At 52.1% G+C, this 16,155-nt stretch carries 14 protein-coding genes and 1 riboswitch; of the genes, 10 read left to right on the top strand and 4 right to left on the bottom strand.

The features are described from left to right. The first annotated feature begins 45 nt into the window (after positions 1–45). The 5 genes from DZC79_RS07650 (at position 46) to DZC79_RS07630 (ending at position 4,919) form a co-directional block, all read left to right on the top strand. Entirely contained in the window at positions 46–342 is a 297-nt protein-coding gene (locus DZC79_RS07650) for a hypothetical protein (RefSeq protein ID WP_118950960.1), read from the top strand. Positions 343–434: 92 nt separating this feature from the next. Beyond that, complete coding sequence (locus DZC79_RS07645) at positions 435–2,138, top strand: SulP family inorganic anion transporter (protein WP_118950959.1); 1,704 nt, start codon at positions 435–437, stop codon at positions 2,136–2,138. Positions 2,139–2,220: 82 nt separating this feature from the next. Further along, entirely contained in the window at positions 2,221–2,856 is a 636-nt protein-coding gene (locus DZC79_RS07640) for a carbonic anhydrase family protein (RefSeq protein WP_118950958.1), read from the top strand. A gap of 189 nt (positions 2,857–3,045) precedes the next feature. Further along, a complete protein-coding gene (locus DZC79_RS07635) occupies positions 3,046–3,546 on the top strand; it encodes a hypothetical protein (protein WP_118950957.1) in 501 nt (166 codons plus the stop codon). Then, positions 3,543–4,919, top strand: coding sequence for a hypothetical protein (locus tag DZC79_RS07630; RefSeq protein WP_118950956.1), 1,377 nt, complete (start codon positions 3,543–3,545; stop codon positions 4,917–4,919). The genes DZC79_RS07635 and DZC79_RS07630 overlap by 4 nt, the downstream gene beginning before the upstream one ends. A gap of 86 nt (positions 4,920–5,005) precedes the next feature. Here DZC79_RS07630 and purQ read toward each other — a convergent pair whose 3' ends face one another. Together purQ and DZC79_RS07620 are read right to left on the bottom strand one after the other, a co-directional pair. Next, a complete protein-coding gene (gene purQ, locus DZC79_RS07625; RefSeq protein WP_118950955.1) occupies positions 5,006–5,716 on the bottom strand; it encodes a phosphoribosylformylglycinamidine synthase subunit PurQ in 711 nt (236 codons plus the stop codon). Between the two features lie 5 nt (positions 5,717–5,721). Next, positions 5,722–6,756, bottom strand: a complete 1,035-nt coding sequence (locus DZC79_RS07620) for a DUF6427 family protein (protein WP_157976996.1) — start codon at positions 6,754–6,756, stop codon at positions 5,722–5,724. Between the two features lie 233 nt (positions 6,757–6,989). On the opposite strand from DZC79_RS07620, the gene DZC79_RS07615 reads away from it, so the two are divergent. The 3 genes from DZC79_RS07615 (at position 6,990) to DZC79_RS07605 (ending at position 10,998) form a co-directional block, all read left to right on the top strand. Then, positions 6,990–7,871: a flavin reductase family protein gene (locus tag DZC79_RS07615; protein ID WP_118950953.1), complete on the top strand. Its 882-nt coding sequence runs from the start codon at positions 6,990–6,992 to the stop codon at positions 7,869–7,871. Positions 7,872–8,046: 175 nt separating this feature from the next. Beyond that, entirely contained in the window at positions 8,047–8,484 is a 438-nt protein-coding gene (locus DZC79_RS07610; RefSeq protein ID WP_118950952.1) for a two-component regulator propeller domain-containing protein, read from the top strand. A gap of 318 nt (positions 8,485–8,802) precedes the next feature. Next, positions 8,803–10,998: a glutamine synthetase III family protein gene (locus DZC79_RS07605; protein WP_118950951.1), complete on the top strand. Its 2,196-nt coding sequence runs from the start codon at positions 8,803–8,805 to the stop codon at positions 10,996–10,998. Positions 10,999–11,079: 81 nt separating this feature from the next. Here DZC79_RS07605 and DZC79_RS07600 read toward each other — a convergent pair whose 3' ends face one another. Both DZC79_RS07600 and DZC79_RS07595 read right to left on the bottom strand, forming a co-directional pair. Continuing rightward, on the bottom strand, positions 11,080–11,331 hold the full coding sequence (locus DZC79_RS07600; RefSeq protein ID WP_118950950.1) for a class I lanthipeptide: 252 nt from the start codon (positions 11,329–11,331) through the stop codon (positions 11,080–11,082). Positions 11,332–11,467: 136 nt separating this feature from the next. Further along, a complete protein-coding gene (locus DZC79_RS07595) occupies positions 11,468–12,835 on the bottom strand; it encodes a voltage-gated chloride channel family protein (RefSeq protein ID WP_118950949.1) in 1,368 nt (455 codons plus the stop codon). A gap of 41 nt (positions 12,836–12,876) precedes the next feature. Further along, a riboswitch (Fluoride riboswitch) is annotated at positions 12,877–12,944 on the bottom strand. 93 nt (positions 12,945–13,037) lie between these two features. Here DZC79_RS07595 and DZC79_RS07590 point away from each other — a divergent pair. Continuing rightward, entirely contained in the window at positions 13,038–14,459 is a 1,422-nt protein-coding gene (locus DZC79_RS07590) for a CCA tRNA nucleotidyltransferase (RefSeq protein WP_232831786.1), read from the top strand. 222 nt (positions 14,460–14,681) lie between these two features. Next, positions 14,682–16,112 carry an asparagine--tRNA ligase gene (gene asnS / locus DZC79_RS07585; protein ID WP_118950947.1) on the top strand — a complete coding sequence of 477 codons (1,431 nt, stop codon included), beginning with the start codon at positions 14,682–14,684 and terminating at the stop codon, positions 16,110–16,112. Positions 16,113–16,155 lie beyond the last annotated feature (43 nt).

The following is a 16,155-nucleotide window of genomic DNA, read 5'->3' as shown; positions in this document are numbered from 1 at the left end:
CACTTACGATTTCGTAACCTTCATTACCCTATCTTTGCCATAGTCATGAGAAAGGCGCTCGCCATATTGTTCCTAACAATTTTTACCATACAGATCCTCCCCATCAGAGCGATCGGTAAAATGCTTTGGAACAGCCAGATGACCGAAGAGGTCCACGAGCATGGCCCCTGCCACAAGAAAATGACCAACGATACCCACGATAAATTCTGGTATCTTCACTTCATTACTCCTCCCAATGCTGAACAGGAAACCCAAACCTGTTTCAAGCATGCCTTCCGCGACGAGACGCTGATCAAGTGTCCTCACCTGGAAGTGCCCTTACAGCCTCCCAACCTGGCATAATATGTTTGCTTCCTGTTTCCGGCCCGGCGGCTTGCATCGCTGTGCCCGGTAGCTGGTGTATCCCTATTATTTTATTGCTTAACACCCATGTTATGTCCACGGAAAAATCCTTTTTCGCGAATGCGAAGAATGACTTGACGGCAGGCCTCATTGTATTCCTTATTGCGCTGCCGCTCTGCCTGGGTATTGCCCAGGCCTCTAATGCCCCTTTGTTCTCAGGTATCGTTTCCGGTGTTATCGGTGGTATCGTGATCGGTTTTTTCAGCAAATCCAGCCTTAGTGTCAGCGGTCCGGCCGCTGGCCTGGTGGCGATCGTTATCGGGGCTTTAGCCTCGCTCAGCCCTGTCGTGAACGGCAAGCCGGACACAGCGGCCGGCTTCAGCTTCTTCCTGTGTGCAGTGATGATCGCCGGCTTCATCCAGCTGATCCTGGGCTTTATCCGCGCAGGCAGCATCGCCAATTATTTTCCCACCAGTGTGATCGAAGGAATGCTTGCCGGTATAGGCCTGACCATCATCTTTAAGCAATTACCCGACGCCTTCGGCTATATTAAGACGGCTGCTCATAATGCCGGCATTGAAGATGGCGAGGCCGGTGTAGCGCTCGATCCTATCCGCAGGCTGATCGACCATATTGAGCCTGGCGCTGTCATCATTGCGCTGATCGGCATCGCTATACTGGCGCTCTGGTCGACCAGGGCCATGAGTCGTTTCAAGATGATACCGGCAGGCCTGCTCGTTGTCATATTGGGTACATTGCTCAACGAGCTGTTCAAACATGCGCTGCCCGCTCTTTATGTGAGCGGTACACACCTGGTAAGCCTGCCTGTACCGAAAAGCGCCGGCGACTTTTTCAACCAGTTCCGCATGCCTGACTTCAGCGGCTTTGCCAATCCGCTGGTGTGGCAGACAGGCGCTACCATTGCTATCGTGGCTTCTATAGAGACCTTGTTGTGCATCGAGGCGACCGATAAGCTCGATCCGATGAAACGCTATACCTCAGGTGACGCTGAACTGAAGGCACAGGGTATCGGTAATTTGCTGAGCGGATTGGTCGGCGGCCTGCCGATCACTTCGGTTATCGTAAGATCATCGGCCAATATTAATGCCGGCGCACGCTCCAAGCTCTCGGCCATTACACACGGTGTGCTGCTGCTGGTTTGCGTCGCTACCATTCCCATGATACTTAACCTGATCCCGAAAGCAACGTTGGCCGCAATCCTGATCTTTACCGGGTACCGGCTGTGCCGCCCTGCAGTATTCAGGCATATGTGGCATGCAGGCTTGTCTCAGTTCATCCCCTTTGTGGTAACGGCCGTATGTGTGGCGCTTCCTTTCCTCGGCCTACTGAAAGGCGTGGGCATCGGTATGATCATCAGCATTTTCTATATCCTACGCAATAACCTTCGCATTCCTTTCTTCTATCACCGTACGGTGTACGAATCCGGGGAAGTCGTACGGCTGGACCTCGCGCAGGAAGTGTCTTTTCTCAACAAGGCCAGCATTAAGAAAACCCTGGAGAGCATACCGGAGAAGAGCACGATTATCCTGGATGCCTCCGGCACCGAGTATATTGACTACGATGTGCTGGAGCTGATCCGCGAATTCCAGATCACCAAAGCGCCGGACAAGGATATCAAGATGTCGCTCGTAGGCTTTAAGAACACTTACAAGCTGGCCGGCGATGAGGATGAGGTTCCGGAGAATGAAGAGCGGGAAACGGCGCATGGGCAAGCACCTATCAAACGCACTGCCGGCAGGTACAAAAAGCTTCTGAAGCAACTGACCTCCTCCTGAGGCCTGTAATACATACCCGTAACATACACGTACAGGGCGATACCCTGTACATAAGCATCACTGATCCTTAAAAACTAATTACATGACCTTTTATCAGAATGATTCCAACGATATGGCGCCCGACCTGGCTTTACAATTGCTGCAGAGCGGCAACGAACGTTTCATCAACGGCCTGAGCGCCAACCGCGACCTGCTGCGGAAAGTAGCAGAGACCAAAGACGGGCAGAAGCCCTTCGCTGCTATCCTCAGCTGTATGGACTCCCGCGCTCCGGCCGAGCTGATCTTCGATCAGGGCATAGGCGACATCTTCAATATCCGCATTGCCGGCAACGTTGTTTCTCCTTACGTGCTGGGCTCGCTGGAATACGCCGTAGCAATAGCGGGTTCCAAGCTCATCATGGTCATGGGCCATAGCGGCTGCGGGGCTGTAGCCGGAGCCTGCGACGACGTTAAGCTGGGCAACCTTTCCGGCCTGCTCGACGAAGTGAAGGTCTGCCTGCCTCAGGAAACCACGGAGACGGAAGATCGCAGCAGTAAGAACAAATCGTTCGTCAATAAAGTAGCGCTGCTGAATGTACACCATTCCGTACAGCAGATACTGGCACAAAGCGAGATCATCAGGGAACATGTAGCCACCGGCAAGATCCGCATCGTTCCGGCCATGTATGATATCGCTACAGGCATCGTATCCTTTCACCATGAAATGGTCCCCGCCTAAGTCATATAAATAGTCTCAGTAACAAGGCGCTGCTCCACCCAGGCGGCGCCTTGTTGTTTTCAGCACGTAAAGGCAGGACTTCCGCAGCCGTTTGGCACATCCATTATTCATTAAAAAATACAGGAGCGGATCAGGGTTTTGCCTTTGTGCCCGTGTCTAAACAGGAGAACCGATAATACAATACTGAACATGAACGCCGTGAAGATTAACCGGCTGCTGTCGCAGGCGGCCCTTACTTTTATTTCCGTCGCTATCCTGTTTATCTTCAGCCACGCAGGAAAGAACAAAGAATGGTTTCAAAAAATAACGAGCTATTGGGAAGACTACAAAGAGCAAAGGGCCAGCACGGCTTCAACAGAGGAAATCAGGGAAGAGCGCTGGGGCCTTACTTACCAGATCTGCAAGTCGATCAGGAAGAATATAGCGGACAGGCACATCAAAAATCCCCTGATCCTGCTTGAGCCCAATAGCTATGTCGAGAAAACGATAGGTATAAAAATGCCGGAGCCGGTGGTCTTCTATTATTTTACCGGGCTGCGGGCTGTATGGACCAATGCAAGCAACGTAAACGAGGCCACACATATCCTCCGTTTCCAGAAAGGCGGAACGATGCGGATAGACAGCATCGCATCGCCTGAACAGCTTCAGCAATTTCTTAATTTCTACAAACCCTACCCGCAAGCATTATGAAGTACCTGCTGATACTGGCCGGGCTGGCAACACTGCATTTTATCACAGGCTATGGCATCCTGAACCTGTTCAGGATCAGGCTAAAGCTCTTTCCCCGTATAGGATTGGCCGTTATCCTGGGCATACTTGTCGCCTCGATGGTACCTTTCCTGCTCCAGCTTATTTATATCCCCATTACCGCCGGCAACGTTTTCGGTACATTGATCGCGCTTACAGGCTTGCTGAATATCCGGTCGGTAACCGATCTGAAGAAGCATCCACCCCAATGGACTTTTAAGTTCAGGCTGAGGCTCTATGAGCTCCCCGCCATGTTACTGATCAGCTTCATGCTCTTTGTAAGCGCATGGCGCTGCTTTTATTATCCACAATATACAAGAGATGGCATGTCGGGACCGGAACCTATTGCAGCTTATGCTGTCCGGGAACATTCGCTGATCAACTCTGTATTCAGGACCAATCTTGAATCGACCAACAACCAGTTTAAGTCGCCCTTCCTGGTCGACCTGCAGGTTATTTATACTTATGCAGGGTTCCCGTTTGCATCGATGTGGCTGCCCCTCCTGGTCATCGGCTTTTATATCTTTTTGTACCATGCCCTGTCGGAGCGCCTGCATCCGGTCATTTCCGGCCTGCTCCTTGCATGCTTTATCTTTACACCCGAAGCCTACGCCTATACCTTTCTGTGCCTCTTCGATTATACCAATATGGCACTCTTATTCCTGGGCTTTTATTACCTTTTCCGCTTTTTCAGAACAAGACAACTAAATGAGTTCTATTTCTCAGCCTTACTGATGTTCTTTGCAGTTTTCGTACGCTCGGAAACATTAGTACTGATCGCTATGGCGTCCCCGGCGATGCTCTATTCTGCCTGGCGTACGAAAGAGAACATGGCAAAAGCTGTGCTGCATATTGCCGCTTTCCTGCTCATCTGTGCGATCGGCTACCTGCTACCCGCGGAGATATACAACAACCTGTATCTTCCCAAAGGCCTGACCACAGAAAGTATGATGAACAGTGACCTGGGTAACCTGCAACCTTTCTTTCAACGCCTGTCAGACATGACTACCCTCCTTATGTTCGGAGGAAGCGGTAAAACGCTATGGGCCTACTTTATGCAGCTCTTTATACTCTTTCTTGCAGCCGAGCTGATCTTCAAACGCAAGCTGGACAAAGTTGCCCGTAACTGGCTGATCGCAGTACTGATCGTTTATATAGGCCTTCCTTTCCTTGGCTACCTGTTTCCGCTGATCACTCTATATGACACAACCAAACGTGGTCTTCTAAAAATTTTACCCTTAATGCTGTTTTTTATGGCCAATACCCAGCTCCTTATCCGGTTGTCGGAAAAGATCAGGAAATGGGAAGAGGCCTGAGCCTACCAGGCAAGAATAAAGCGCTGCACAGAGGTGCAGCGCTTTATATTCGTTTTATGTTGGGACTATCGGGATAAGCAGAAGGATCAGGCGGTAGGTACAGCTACCCAGCTTTCAACAAGCGCTTTTAAGATCGCACGGCCATCGGTGTTATTCAATGTATCGCTGCAAGCTCTCTCAGGATGCGGCATCATACCGTATACGTTCCGGCCTTCGTTGCAGATACCCGCAATATCGTTGATCGCACCATTGGGATTGAATTTACGGTCTACGGTACCGTTCTCGTCGCAATACTGGAATACGATCTGGTTATTCTGCTCCAGATGGGCCAGTGTGGCTTCATCGGCAAAATAGCGTCCTTCGCCGTGGGCAACGGGTATTTTCAGCGCTTTATCTTCCACGGCCTTGCCCATAAGATTCTGCTCGCTGGTTTTACGGATGTAGACATTCCGGCAAATAAACTTCTGGTTGTCGTTCTGCAACAGCACCCCTGGCAGCAATCCCGCTTCGCAAAGGATCTGGAAACCATTACACACACCCAGCACCTTACCGCCACGACGGGCAAAGCCGATCACCTGCTCCATCATTGGGCTGAACCGGGCCAGGGCGCCGCAGCGCAGGTAGTCGCCATAGGAAAATCCTCCCGGCAGCACAATGCAGTCGTCTGTAGAGAACATGCTCAGGTCCTTGTCCTTATGCCATAACATCACGACTTCCTGCTGCAGCTCGTCCTGCAGCGCATGCTGCATATCTCTGTCACAATTGGATCCCGGGAAAACGACAATTCCGAATTTCATAATATTTATATTGTATGTATACGATTACAGTTGATGATCAAGCTTGTCTTATGTGGTGTTATTGGTGCAGGTTTTTTCCCGGATGCAGGAGCGGACGCCCGTTCGGGCATTCCCGGGTACCATTGTGCAAAAATAACAACTGCTGCAAACAAATAAAAGAAAATCGTTGTGATCCACTTTTTCCGTTCTTCAAACCAAAGGTTGGCGACAATGAAGGATACCGGCACCAGCATAGCCATCCACTGGTGATAGCCGCGCGCTACAGTAAAGGCTCCGGCCAGCAGGCTGATGAGGAAAGACGCCACTACTACCCACCACCATTTTTTGTTCTGGAACAGCATGCGGCTCATAAAGTGATTCAGATACCAGGTACCAACAAGCAATAAGAGCAGCAGGAAACCGGCCGCCGTACCCACAATTTCGGGATGCTGCAGGCGCCCCGGAAGCTTAAAGCCGATAACGATCATTTGCCGTAGCAGCCCCAGGTTGTCGGTAAGGTATAAGATCCCGGTAAGGAAATAAAATGGAGTGATAATGCCGAGCAGGCCCACCATCCATTCCGACGCCTTGAAGGGACGCAGCACACCCAGAGCTACAAGCAAGAGCAATACAAAAAGGATATTGGGAAATACCAGCATCGCCGTCAGGGAAATAAAGCAGCCGATATTGAAGATCTGTTTCCGCACATCGGTAGGGGAATACAGCTGCAGCATAGCCGACAGCATAGCCAGCACCAGCCAGTTGGCGATCAGCTCAGCCGACAAGTAGTTCCAGTCTTTAAATAAAGAAGTGACCAGGATATAGGTCAGGGCAGGCAGGTACGTTGCTTTGGGATAAAGGTGATGCCGGTTGGCAATCCGGTTCAGAAAGATAGCCTGCCCGAAGAGATTTACCAATGCAAAAAAGGTGATCAGGAAAGCGGAGCCGCCCAGGAAGGACTCCAGGAAGCCGGCCAGCTTCAGCCATACTACCTGGCTATGTCCAGCCGCAAAAGCCATTTCGGGATGGATCAGGATGGCCAGTTTCAGGAAAATGGCCACAAGAAACAGTACGATTACCGAATAGGGATTATAACTCCTGAATAAATTAAGCACCTGGGATCAGATCAAATGTTTTTATCTGCTGAATGTAAAGCCGCGAAGTTCGTGAAAAGATTTGGTTATACGAAGCCGGTCCCTGGTTTAAGCTAAAATTAAGCATCCGCTATGGCATTCATTGATCCGGCTTCCGTTTCGTACCTTTGCAGCCCTTTACCGTCCAGAAACATCCATTTATGATCATTACTCCCGGTGAGATCAGCACCAAACAATTACATGCCTACCTGCTGGGCAGCGTGGCCCCGCGACCGATCTGCTTCGCCAGCACCATCGACAAAGAGGGCAACCCCAACCTGTCCCCGTTCAGCTTTTTCAACGTCTTCGGCAGCAAGCCGCCGATCGCCGTTTTCTCTCCCGCCCGCCGGGTAAGGGACAATACGATCAAACATACGCTTGAAAACATTTACGAAACCAGGGAAGTAGTGATCAATGTGGTTACTTACGACATGGTACAGCAGATGAGCCTGGCCAGCTGTGAGTATCCGAAGGGTGTCAACGAGTTCACGAAGTCAGGCTTTACTCCTGTCGCTTCAGAGCTGGTAAAGCCGTTCAGGGTGAAGGAATCGCCGGTGAGCATGGAATGCAAGCTGCTGCAGGTGATCGAAACCGGCACGGAAGGCGGTGCAGCCAACCTGATCATTTGCGAGATCATTAAAATGCACATCGATGACCGCATCCTGGGCGACGATCAGCAGATCGACCCGCACAAGATCGACCTTGTAGCCCGCATGGGCAAGGATTTTTACTGCAGAGCCTCAGGCGATGCCGTATTCGAGGTGCCCAAGCCCAACCTGGAGCTGGGCATAGGCATGGACGCACTGCCCCCGGCTATCCGCAACAGCAATATTCTTTCCGGCAACGACCTGGGCCTGCTCGCCAACAGCACAGAGATTCCCGTGGTATCAGGACTACAGGACGATGAAAGGCTGCGACAGATCATACAGGACTATATCCAGGACCGGCCATTGCTGCAAAAGGCGCAGCACCAGTATGCCAAAGAGCTGCTCGCACGCCATGAAGTAGACCGGGCCTGGCAGGTGCTCCTGGCCGAGCTCTAAATACTGCGCAACCTATCGTATAAAGATCCGGCCCTGTATGGCCGGATCTTTTTGTTTCCGGAGAGTATACCACGCATTGCGTTTATTTTTTAATTGTTATTTTTAATGCGTCTTTGTTTTCCCAAGTCCCGGTTTCGTTGATACCGCGTCCTGCTCTCCGGTCATTTTTTTTGCTATGGCTGCTGCTTTACGGGCAGCTGTCAGCTTCGCCTTGTTTGCCCGCTCTTACAAGATTATTCACTTTCAACGCAGCAACGGCTTCTCCGCCAACTACGTGCACCAGGTATTCCAGGATAGCCGCAACTATATCTGGATGGCGACGGATAATGGCCTGGTCTGTTACAATGGATATGCGTTCAAGTCATTTACGACCAAGGACGGCCTGCCCGACAATGAAGTGTTCGGCATCTGCGAAGATATCCGCCACCGGCTTTGGCTGACGCCCTTTGCAAAGGAAGTCTGCTATTTATGGAAAGGCAAGGTCTATAACCGGCATAATGATCCTGTATTGAGACAGGTAGAGCTCCGGAACATCGCGCTCCACCTGGGAACAGATCGCTGGAGCAATATCTTCACTCAAAGGAAGGGGTGGCTACATTACGCTCGACGATGATTCTTCGATACCTGTGGCGCGCTCCAAGAAGGAAGAATTCTTACGGCTCTTCCATGAAAAAACAGGATAGCAATAACGCATTATCGACAGGTCTGGCACACAGTAACCTTTTTATTGGGAAAAGCGGCTAACCGTATAAGCTATGCCAGCGTACGCTATCTTACTTTGCATTGGTCTATAAAATATTTATTTTAATAATGTACATTTTTTAAAGAAAAAAGGATCATTTTTGCACACGAAAGAAGAAATAATACAACATTATATTTTATTTTAATTTCAAATTCAGATTCTCTTTTTATTCATTCTTAACCCCATTTTATGTCCTCATTCCGTTTTGAGTCGATCGAAAATGTTGATGCGCACAGCAAGATGCAGATCAACAGCTACAATGGCAGGAAAGTGACCGCCATTTTTGGTTCCAACGTTTTTACCGGCGCCGCATTGCGACAGTACCTCACCGATGAAGCCTATAAAAGCCTGACCAAATCCATACAGGGTGGCACCAAGATCGAACGAAAAATGGCCGAGCAGATTGCGGCCGGGATGAAGACCTGGGCCGAAGAGCGCGGCGCAACGCACTTTTCGCATTGGTTCCAGCCACTTACCGGCACCACGGCAGAGAAGCATGATTCCTTCTTTACCCTGAAATCGGATGGCACGGCGATCGAAACCTTCGAAGGCGACGCGCTGATCCAGCAGGAGCCCGATGCTTCCAGCTTCCCCAACGGCGGCATACGCGCTACGTTCGAGGCCCGTGGTTATACCGCCTGGGATCCGGCTTCACCCGCTTTCATTATCGAAACGGCCCAGGGAAAAACGCTGTGCATCCCCACCATCTTCATCGCCTATAATGGTGAATCGCTGGACTACAAAGCGCCCCTGCTCAAATCCATCGAGGTGCTGGATAAAGCAGCAGTGGATGTGTGTCACTATTTTGACAAGAATGTATCTAAAGTAACCGCCACGCTGGGCTGGGAGCAGGAATATTTCGTGATCGACGAATCGATCGCTAATGCCCGCCCCGACATCGTGATGTGCGGCCGCACTCTTATCGGTCATACGCCGGCCAAAGGACAGCAGCTGGAAGACCATTACTTCGGCTCTATCCCCGAACGCGTGTTCGCCTTCATGCAGGATTTTGAGCAGGAGTCGTACAAGCTGGGCATTCCCCTCCGTACCCGCCACAACGAAGTAGCGCCGGCACAATTTGAATGCGCCCCTATATTTGAAGAAGTGAACATCGCAGTGGATCACAACACCCTGCTGATGGATGTAATGAATAAAGTGGCCAAGCGGCACAAGCTGAAAGTGCTGTTCCACGAAAAACCTTTTGCCGGTGTGAACGGCAGCGGCAAGCACAACAACTGGAGCCTGGCCACCGACACCGGCATCAACCTGCTGGGCCCCGGCAAAACGCCTCGTACCAACCTGCTGTTCCTTACCTTCTTCGTCAATGCCATCAAAGCCGTGCACGATCATGCCGACCTGTTGAGGGCAGCCATTGCATCGGCCAGCAACGACCATCGCCTGGGCGCTAACGAAGCGCCGCCTGCAATCATGTCCGTATTCATCGGCACTTACCTGACCAGCGTGCTGGACGAGATCGAAGAAAGAGTGAACGGTAAGTTCAGCGAGCAGGACGAAGTTATCCTGAAGCTCGATATCCACAAGCATATCCCCGAGCTGATGATGGACAATACTGACCGTAACCGTACCAGCCCCTTTGCCTTTACCGGTAACAAATTTGAGTTCCGCGCGGTAGGTTCCTCTGCCAACTGCGCCTCTTCCATGTCGACCCTGAATACTATTATGGCCGCTACCCTGAAGCAATTCAAAGTGGAGGTGGACGCCAAGATCGAGAAAGGAGAGAAGAAAGAGATCGCGATCCTGCAGATCCTGCGCGACTACATCAAGGCTTCCCGGAACATCCTGTTCGAAGGCGACAATTACAGCGAAGCCTGGGCCAAAGAGGCTGAAAAACGCGGCTTGAGCAATTTCAAAACCACGCCTGAAGCCCTGGAAGTGCTGATCAAGAAAGATACCCTCAAGCTGTTTACCGATCTCGGCATCTACAGCGAACGGGAACTCCACGCCCGTTACGAGATCGTAATGGAAGAGTATGTGAAGAAGGTACAGATCGAAGCCCGTATCCTCGGCTATCTCTGCACCAACCATGTATTACCGGTTGCGATCCAGTATCAGAATACGCTGATCGAAAACGTTCGCGGCCTTAAAGAAGTAGGGCTCAAGCCCTCCTCCTACAAAGCGCAGCTGAACCTGCTGGAAGTCGTGTCGGGCCATATACAGGAGATCAACGACAATGTTGAAGCCATGATCGGGGAGCGCAAGAAAGCCAACAAGATCGAGCATGCCCGCGATCGCGCCTTCGCCTATTGCAACAATGTCAAAACCTTGTTTGACAAGATCCGCTACCATGCCGACAAGCTGGAGCTTATCATCGATGATAAGCTATGGCCGATGCCCAAATACAGGGAACTGCTGTTCTTACGCTAAAGCATACCATCCATACGATAAAAAAGACAGCGCGGCTAGCCGCGCTGTCTTTTTTGTTACAGTCCCGTAAATTTTTGCCCGCTAACAAGCAGGCCCGGTGGTAATACAATACAGGCCCGTGCAGGGGCCGGTTTGTGTCGCCGGGCACTGGATCTCGTACGACAAGCGGAAAATTTCGATCGTGCAGCGCTGCCGGTCGCGGGTAGTCGTCGGCTGCGGCGCTGTTACTAGGTCCCCGCCAGCCAGTTGCTGCTGGCCGGCCACATCCAGGTTGGCAATGGTGCTTTTGTTCAGCCAGAGTTTACGGCTTAGGGCCATTTGCTTCTTTTTCATACGTCTTGGTGTTTATGTGTTTGGATAAAAAACCAAGTTAAATCAAAACCGGGGCGGCGACAGCCTTAACCTGCAAAGCGGCCGTTTTCTTCGGCAGAACGCCTGGCTTTCTCTTTTATCCGCAAAAGGAGCACTACTATTGCCTGTTCCCTGCATCGCGTCCTCGCCGCTGACGCCGTGCCTCCCGTAATGCTTTCAACGTGGGCATCGTTGTGCCCTCCTCCCATAGCAATCCCTTAGCGCCGGCAACACGCTGCGCACCGTAAATACCGTTGTGCCCACTGAAGTAGTAGGCCGTAAAGCAGGCGATGGCATAATACAGCGCATGATCGCCACCAAACAATTCTACCGCCATCAGGGTACAGGCCAGCGGCGTATTGGTAGCGCCGGCAAATACCGCGACGAAACCCAGACCGGCCATCAGGTCGACGGGCGCGCCGGTCAGCCCGGCCAGCATATTGCCCAATGCAGCGCCGATAAAAAACAGGGGCGTTACTTCTCCACCTTTGAAGCCTGTCCCCAGCGTGATCGCGGTGAACAGGATTTTCCAGAACCAGCTGAAGGCATCGGCCCCATCTTCACGAAAACAGCTGAGGATGGTTACGGCGCCGGGGTCGGGACTGCTGACACCCAGGCCGAGGTAATCCCTGCCCAGCAAAAAGGTCAATACAATAACCGCCAGGCCGCCGCCAACGGGGATGAGCCAGGGAACAGGCAACAACCGTTGCCCCAGCTCCTTTACCCTATGCGTGGCCTCCGCAAAAAAGGCGCCCACCAATCCGAAACAGGCGCCGGCAAAGATTACCTTCAGCAACAGCAGCAGATCAAAATGCAGGAAAGGAATATTGCCGCGGAATTGCTCCCGGAACGAAATAGCATAGACAGTATGATGAATGCCCCACATTCCGCAAACCTTATCGGCCAGCACAGCGGCAATCAGGGAAGGCAGCAGGGCTTTGTAATGCATACGGCCGATGTACACCACCTCCAGCGCAAATACGGCGCCTGCCAATGGCGTACCGAATACCGCCCCGAAACCTGCCGCAATACCGGCATAGAGAATGATACGGGTATCTTCCCGGTTTAGCCGGAACTGCTTACCCAGCCAGCCGGACAAGCTTCCGCCGATCTGGACAGCGGTCCCTTCACGACCTGCAGAGCCTCCGAAAAGGTGCGTAAGTATCGTTGAAAGCAATACCAGCGGCGCCATACGGAGGGGGACGCCGCCACCCGGCTCATGGATCTCGTCCAGGATAAGGTTGTTGCCGCTATCGGCCTGCTTACCTGCCAGCCGGTACAACCACCAGATGAGCACGCCTGCTGCAGGCAACACGTACAGCAGCCAGCCGTGCCCGTAACGCAACGAAGTTACCGTATCGAGCAGCCAGAGGAACAGCGCGACGACAGAGCCGGTGAAACCGGCGACCGGCAAGGCGATCAGGCTCCAGCGCAGCAAATGCAGCGTAATATTATAGTGGGAATAAAAGGGATGACCGGGCTTCATATACCTGCAAGCATTTAGCGGGACTTTAAGCCCCGTGTTAACATTTTGCAGGCGTCATCATCCCTGGGCGGGCGGTTCAAATAGGTGGAGCACCATCACCTTGAACGGCAAAGGTAATATGATAGGGCTTATCAACAAAATATCGCGTTCGGCCTGGGTCCTAAATGCATTATCTTTGCGCCTCACTTTGAGAGCATTCATTTTGACAAAGATTGAGCTTACGGCATTTGAGCAGCAACTGTTGGAAAAGGTATCGCATGCGGCGCAGCGTCTGAAGGTGCCGGCCTATGCCATTGGCGGGGTAGTACGGGATAAAATACTTGGCCGCCCTGTTAAAGATATCGACATCGTATGCGTAGGCGATGGCATTGCCCTGGCACATGAAACGGCGACCGCCTTCAAGCCGAAACCCAAAGTCAACTTTTTTAAAACGTACGGAACGGCGCAGATCAAGCTGCCTTCGATAGAGCTGGAATTCGTAGGCGCCCGCCAGGAATCCTACGAAAGAGGCTCGCGTAATCCGAAGGTGAGCACCGGCACCCTGGAAGATGACCAGAACCGCCGCGACTTCACCATCAATGCCATGGCCATTAGCCTGAACCAGGAAGATTTTGGCCGGCTGATCGACCCCTTCGACGGATTGCAGGACATCAAGGACAAGATCATCCGCACTCCTTTAACGCCCGATCAGACCTTCAGCGACGACCCGCTGCGGATGATGCGGGCCATCCGTTTTGCCACCCAGCTGCAGTTTCACATCGAGACCCATTGCTTTGACAGTATCAAACGGCAATCGGAACGGATCAATATCATCTCCAAAGAACGGATCGCCGATGAGCTGAACAAGATCATGATGAGCGGCAAGCCGTCGATAGGCCTCGACCTGCTGTTCCGCAGCGGGCTGCTGGCCCATATTCTGCCCCAGCTTACCGCGCTGGCCGGTACCGAATACGTAGACAACAAAGGCCATAAGGATAATTTTTACCATACCATCCAGGTGGTCGACAATATCGCCCGGCATACCGATAACCTTTGGCTGCGCTGGGCGGCTTTGCTGCACGATATCGGCAAGGCGCCGACCAAAAAATTCGAACCCGGCCATGGCTGGACTTTTCACGGCCACGAGGTGGTGAGCGGCCGCCTGGTGCCCAAAATATTCAACAACCTGCGCCTGCCGCTCAATGACCGGATGCAGTATGTCAAAAAGCTGATTGAGCTCCACCACCGGCCGGTATCCCTGACGAAAGAGAACATTACTGATTCGGCTATCCGCCGCCTGCTCTTCGATGCCGGCGACGATATCGACGACCTGATGACCCTTTGCGAGGCGGACATTACCTCCAAGAACAGGGAAAAAGTAGTGCGCTATCTTGAAAACTTCGAGCTGGTAAGGGTTCGGCTTAAGGAAGTTGAGGAAAAAGATAAGATCAGGAACTGGCAGCCCCCGGTGTCGGGCGAAGAGATCATGGAGACTTTCGGCCTGTCCCCTTCAAGAGAGGTCGGCACCATCAAGACTGCGATCCGTGAAGCGATACTCGACGGCATCATCCCTAACGAACATGAAGCCGCCAGGCAATTCATGCTGGAATTTGCTGCGACGCTGAACATCAAACCTGTGGCCTGAGTCCGGGACATCGATCCGTAAAGCGCTCAGACCTCTTTTCCCTGGTAGGTTTATAGCCGGCCTATGATACGTATAGCAGTTCAGTGTCCCGCCAGCAATATTTTTATGTAAACGATGTTCCAGCCCCTTTTTCCAACCGGAAACAAAGCTATTTTTCCAGCAACATAAAAAGGAAAGCTTATTTTTGCTTCCCTGAAAAAATTGAATTTAATTCCAAAAACAATGCGAACAAAGATCAAAGCAATTCTGCTCAACGAACAAACAGATTACGAGGTAACCATTAAAGGCTGGGTGCGATCCTTCCGCAATAACCAGTTTATTGCGCTCAACGATGGCTCTACCTTGAATAATCTGCAGATCGTTATTGACTTTGCGCATGCGGACGAAAGCCTGCTGAAGCGTATTACCACCGGTGCAGCGCTCGAAATAAAAGGCACAGTGATCGCCTCCCAGGGCAAAGGCCAGCGCGTGGAAGTAAAAGCAGCCTCAGTAACCGTGCTCGGCGATTGCAGTGGTGAGGAATACCCCCTGCAGCTGAAAAACCGTCCCTCGCTGGAATACCTCCGGGAAATCGCACACCTGCGTTTCCGCACCAATACTTTCGGCGCGGTATTCCGTGTGCGGCACAGCCTAGCTTATGCCATTCACCGCTTCTTCAACGAAAAGGGTTTCGTCTACCTGCATACCCCTATCATCACGGCTTCCGATGCGGAAGGCGCCGGCGAAATGTTTCGCGTAAGCACCTTGTCTCCCGAGAACCCGCCCCGGACCGAAGAAGGAGCGATCGACTATAAAGAAGATTTCTTCGGCAGGGCGACAAACCTTACGGTGAGCGGTCAGCTGGAGGCCGAGCTGGGCGCTATGTCCCTGGGCGAAGTCTACACCTTCGGACCTACCTTCCGCGCCGAGAATTCCAACACGGCGAGGCACCTGGCGGAGTTCTGGATGGTAGAACCCGAAGTAGCCTTCAATGATCTGAAAGACAACATGGACCTCGCAGAAGAATTCATCCAGTACATCATCGGCTATGCCCTGGAGCACAACCGCGAAGACCTCGAATTCCTGACGCAGCGACTGGCCGAAGAGGAAAAAGCCAAGCCCCAGGCGGAGCGCAGCGAAATGAGCCTGATCGAGAAGCTTGAATTCGTGCTGAACAATAAATTTGAACGCATCACTTATACAGAAGCCATCGACATCCTGCTGCAATCCAAACCGTACAAGAAAAAGCAATTCCAGTACGAGGTCCAGTGGGGCGCCGACCTGCAAAGCGAGCATGAGCGCTACCTGGTGGAAAAGCACTTCAAGAAGCCGGTAATCGTTACCGACTATCCCAAAGAATTCAAGTCGTTCTACATGCGTTTGAACGACGATGGCAAAACCGTTGCCGCCATGGATATCCTTGCGCCGGGCATCGGCGAGATCGTAGGCGGCTCGCAGAGGGAAGAAAGGCTGGATAAGCTGCAGCAGCGCATGGAAGACATGCATATCCCGGCAGAGGAAATGTACTGGTACCTCGACAGCCGGCGCTTCGGTACCGCGCCCCATGCGGGTTTCGGGCTGGGCTTTGAACGCATGGTGCTGTTCGTTACCGGCATGACCAACATCCGCGATGTGATCCCCTTCCCCCGCACACCCAAGAATGCCGACTTCTAGTCATTAGTACTACGAATCAATTATTTACCGGGCAGGTCTTCTG

Source organism: Taibaiella helva (assembly GCF_003545695.1).
Lineage (GTDB): Bacteria > Bacteroidota > Bacteroidia > Chitinophagales > Chitinophagaceae > Taibaiella > Taibaiella helva.
Note: the sequence above shows the minus strand (reverse complement) of the source record. Positions and strands in the feature narration are given on the sequence as shown.

Coding starts and splice junctions, on each gene's coding strand:
- DZC79_RS07650 (WP_118950960.1), top strand. CDS start 46: ATGAGAAAGGCGCTCGCCATATTGTTCCTAACAATTTTTACCATACAG.
- DZC79_RS07645 (WP_118950959.1), top strand. CDS start 435: ATGTCCACGGAAAAATCCTTTTTCGCGAATGCGAAGAATGACTTGACG.
- DZC79_RS07640 (WP_118950958.1), top strand. CDS start 2,221: ATGACCTTTTATCAGAATGATTCCAACGATATGGCGCCCGACCTGGCT.
- DZC79_RS07635 (WP_118950957.1), top strand. CDS start 3,046: ATGAACGCCGTGAAGATTAACCGGCTGCTGTCGCAGGCGGCCCTTACT.
- DZC79_RS07630 (WP_118950956.1), top strand. CDS start 3,543: ATGAAGTACCTGCTGATACTGGCCGGGCTGGCAACACTGCATTTTATC.
- purQ (WP_118950955.1), bottom strand. CDS start 5,716: ATGAAATTCGGAATTGTCGTTTTCCCGGGATCCAATTGTGACAGAGAT.
- DZC79_RS07615 (WP_118950953.1), top strand. CDS start 6,990: ATGATCATTACTCCCGGTGAGATCAGCACCAAACAATTACATGCCTAC.
- DZC79_RS07610 (WP_118950952.1), top strand. CDS start 8,047: ATGGCTGCTGCTTTACGGGCAGCTGTCAGCTTCGCCTTGTTTGCCCGC.
- DZC79_RS07605 (WP_118950951.1), top strand. CDS start 8,803: ATGTCCTCATTCCGTTTTGAGTCGATCGAAAATGTTGATGCGCACAGC.
- DZC79_RS07600 (WP_118950950.1), bottom strand. CDS start 11,331: ATGAAAAAGAAGCAAATGGCCCTAAGCCGTAAACTCTGGCTGAACAAA.
- DZC79_RS07595 (WP_118950949.1), bottom strand. CDS start 12,835: ATGAAGCCCGGTCATCCCTTTTATTCCCACTATAATATTACGCTGCAT.
- asnS (WP_118950947.1), top strand. CDS start 14,682: ATGCGAACAAAGATCAAAGCAATTCTGCTCAACGAACAAACAGATTAC.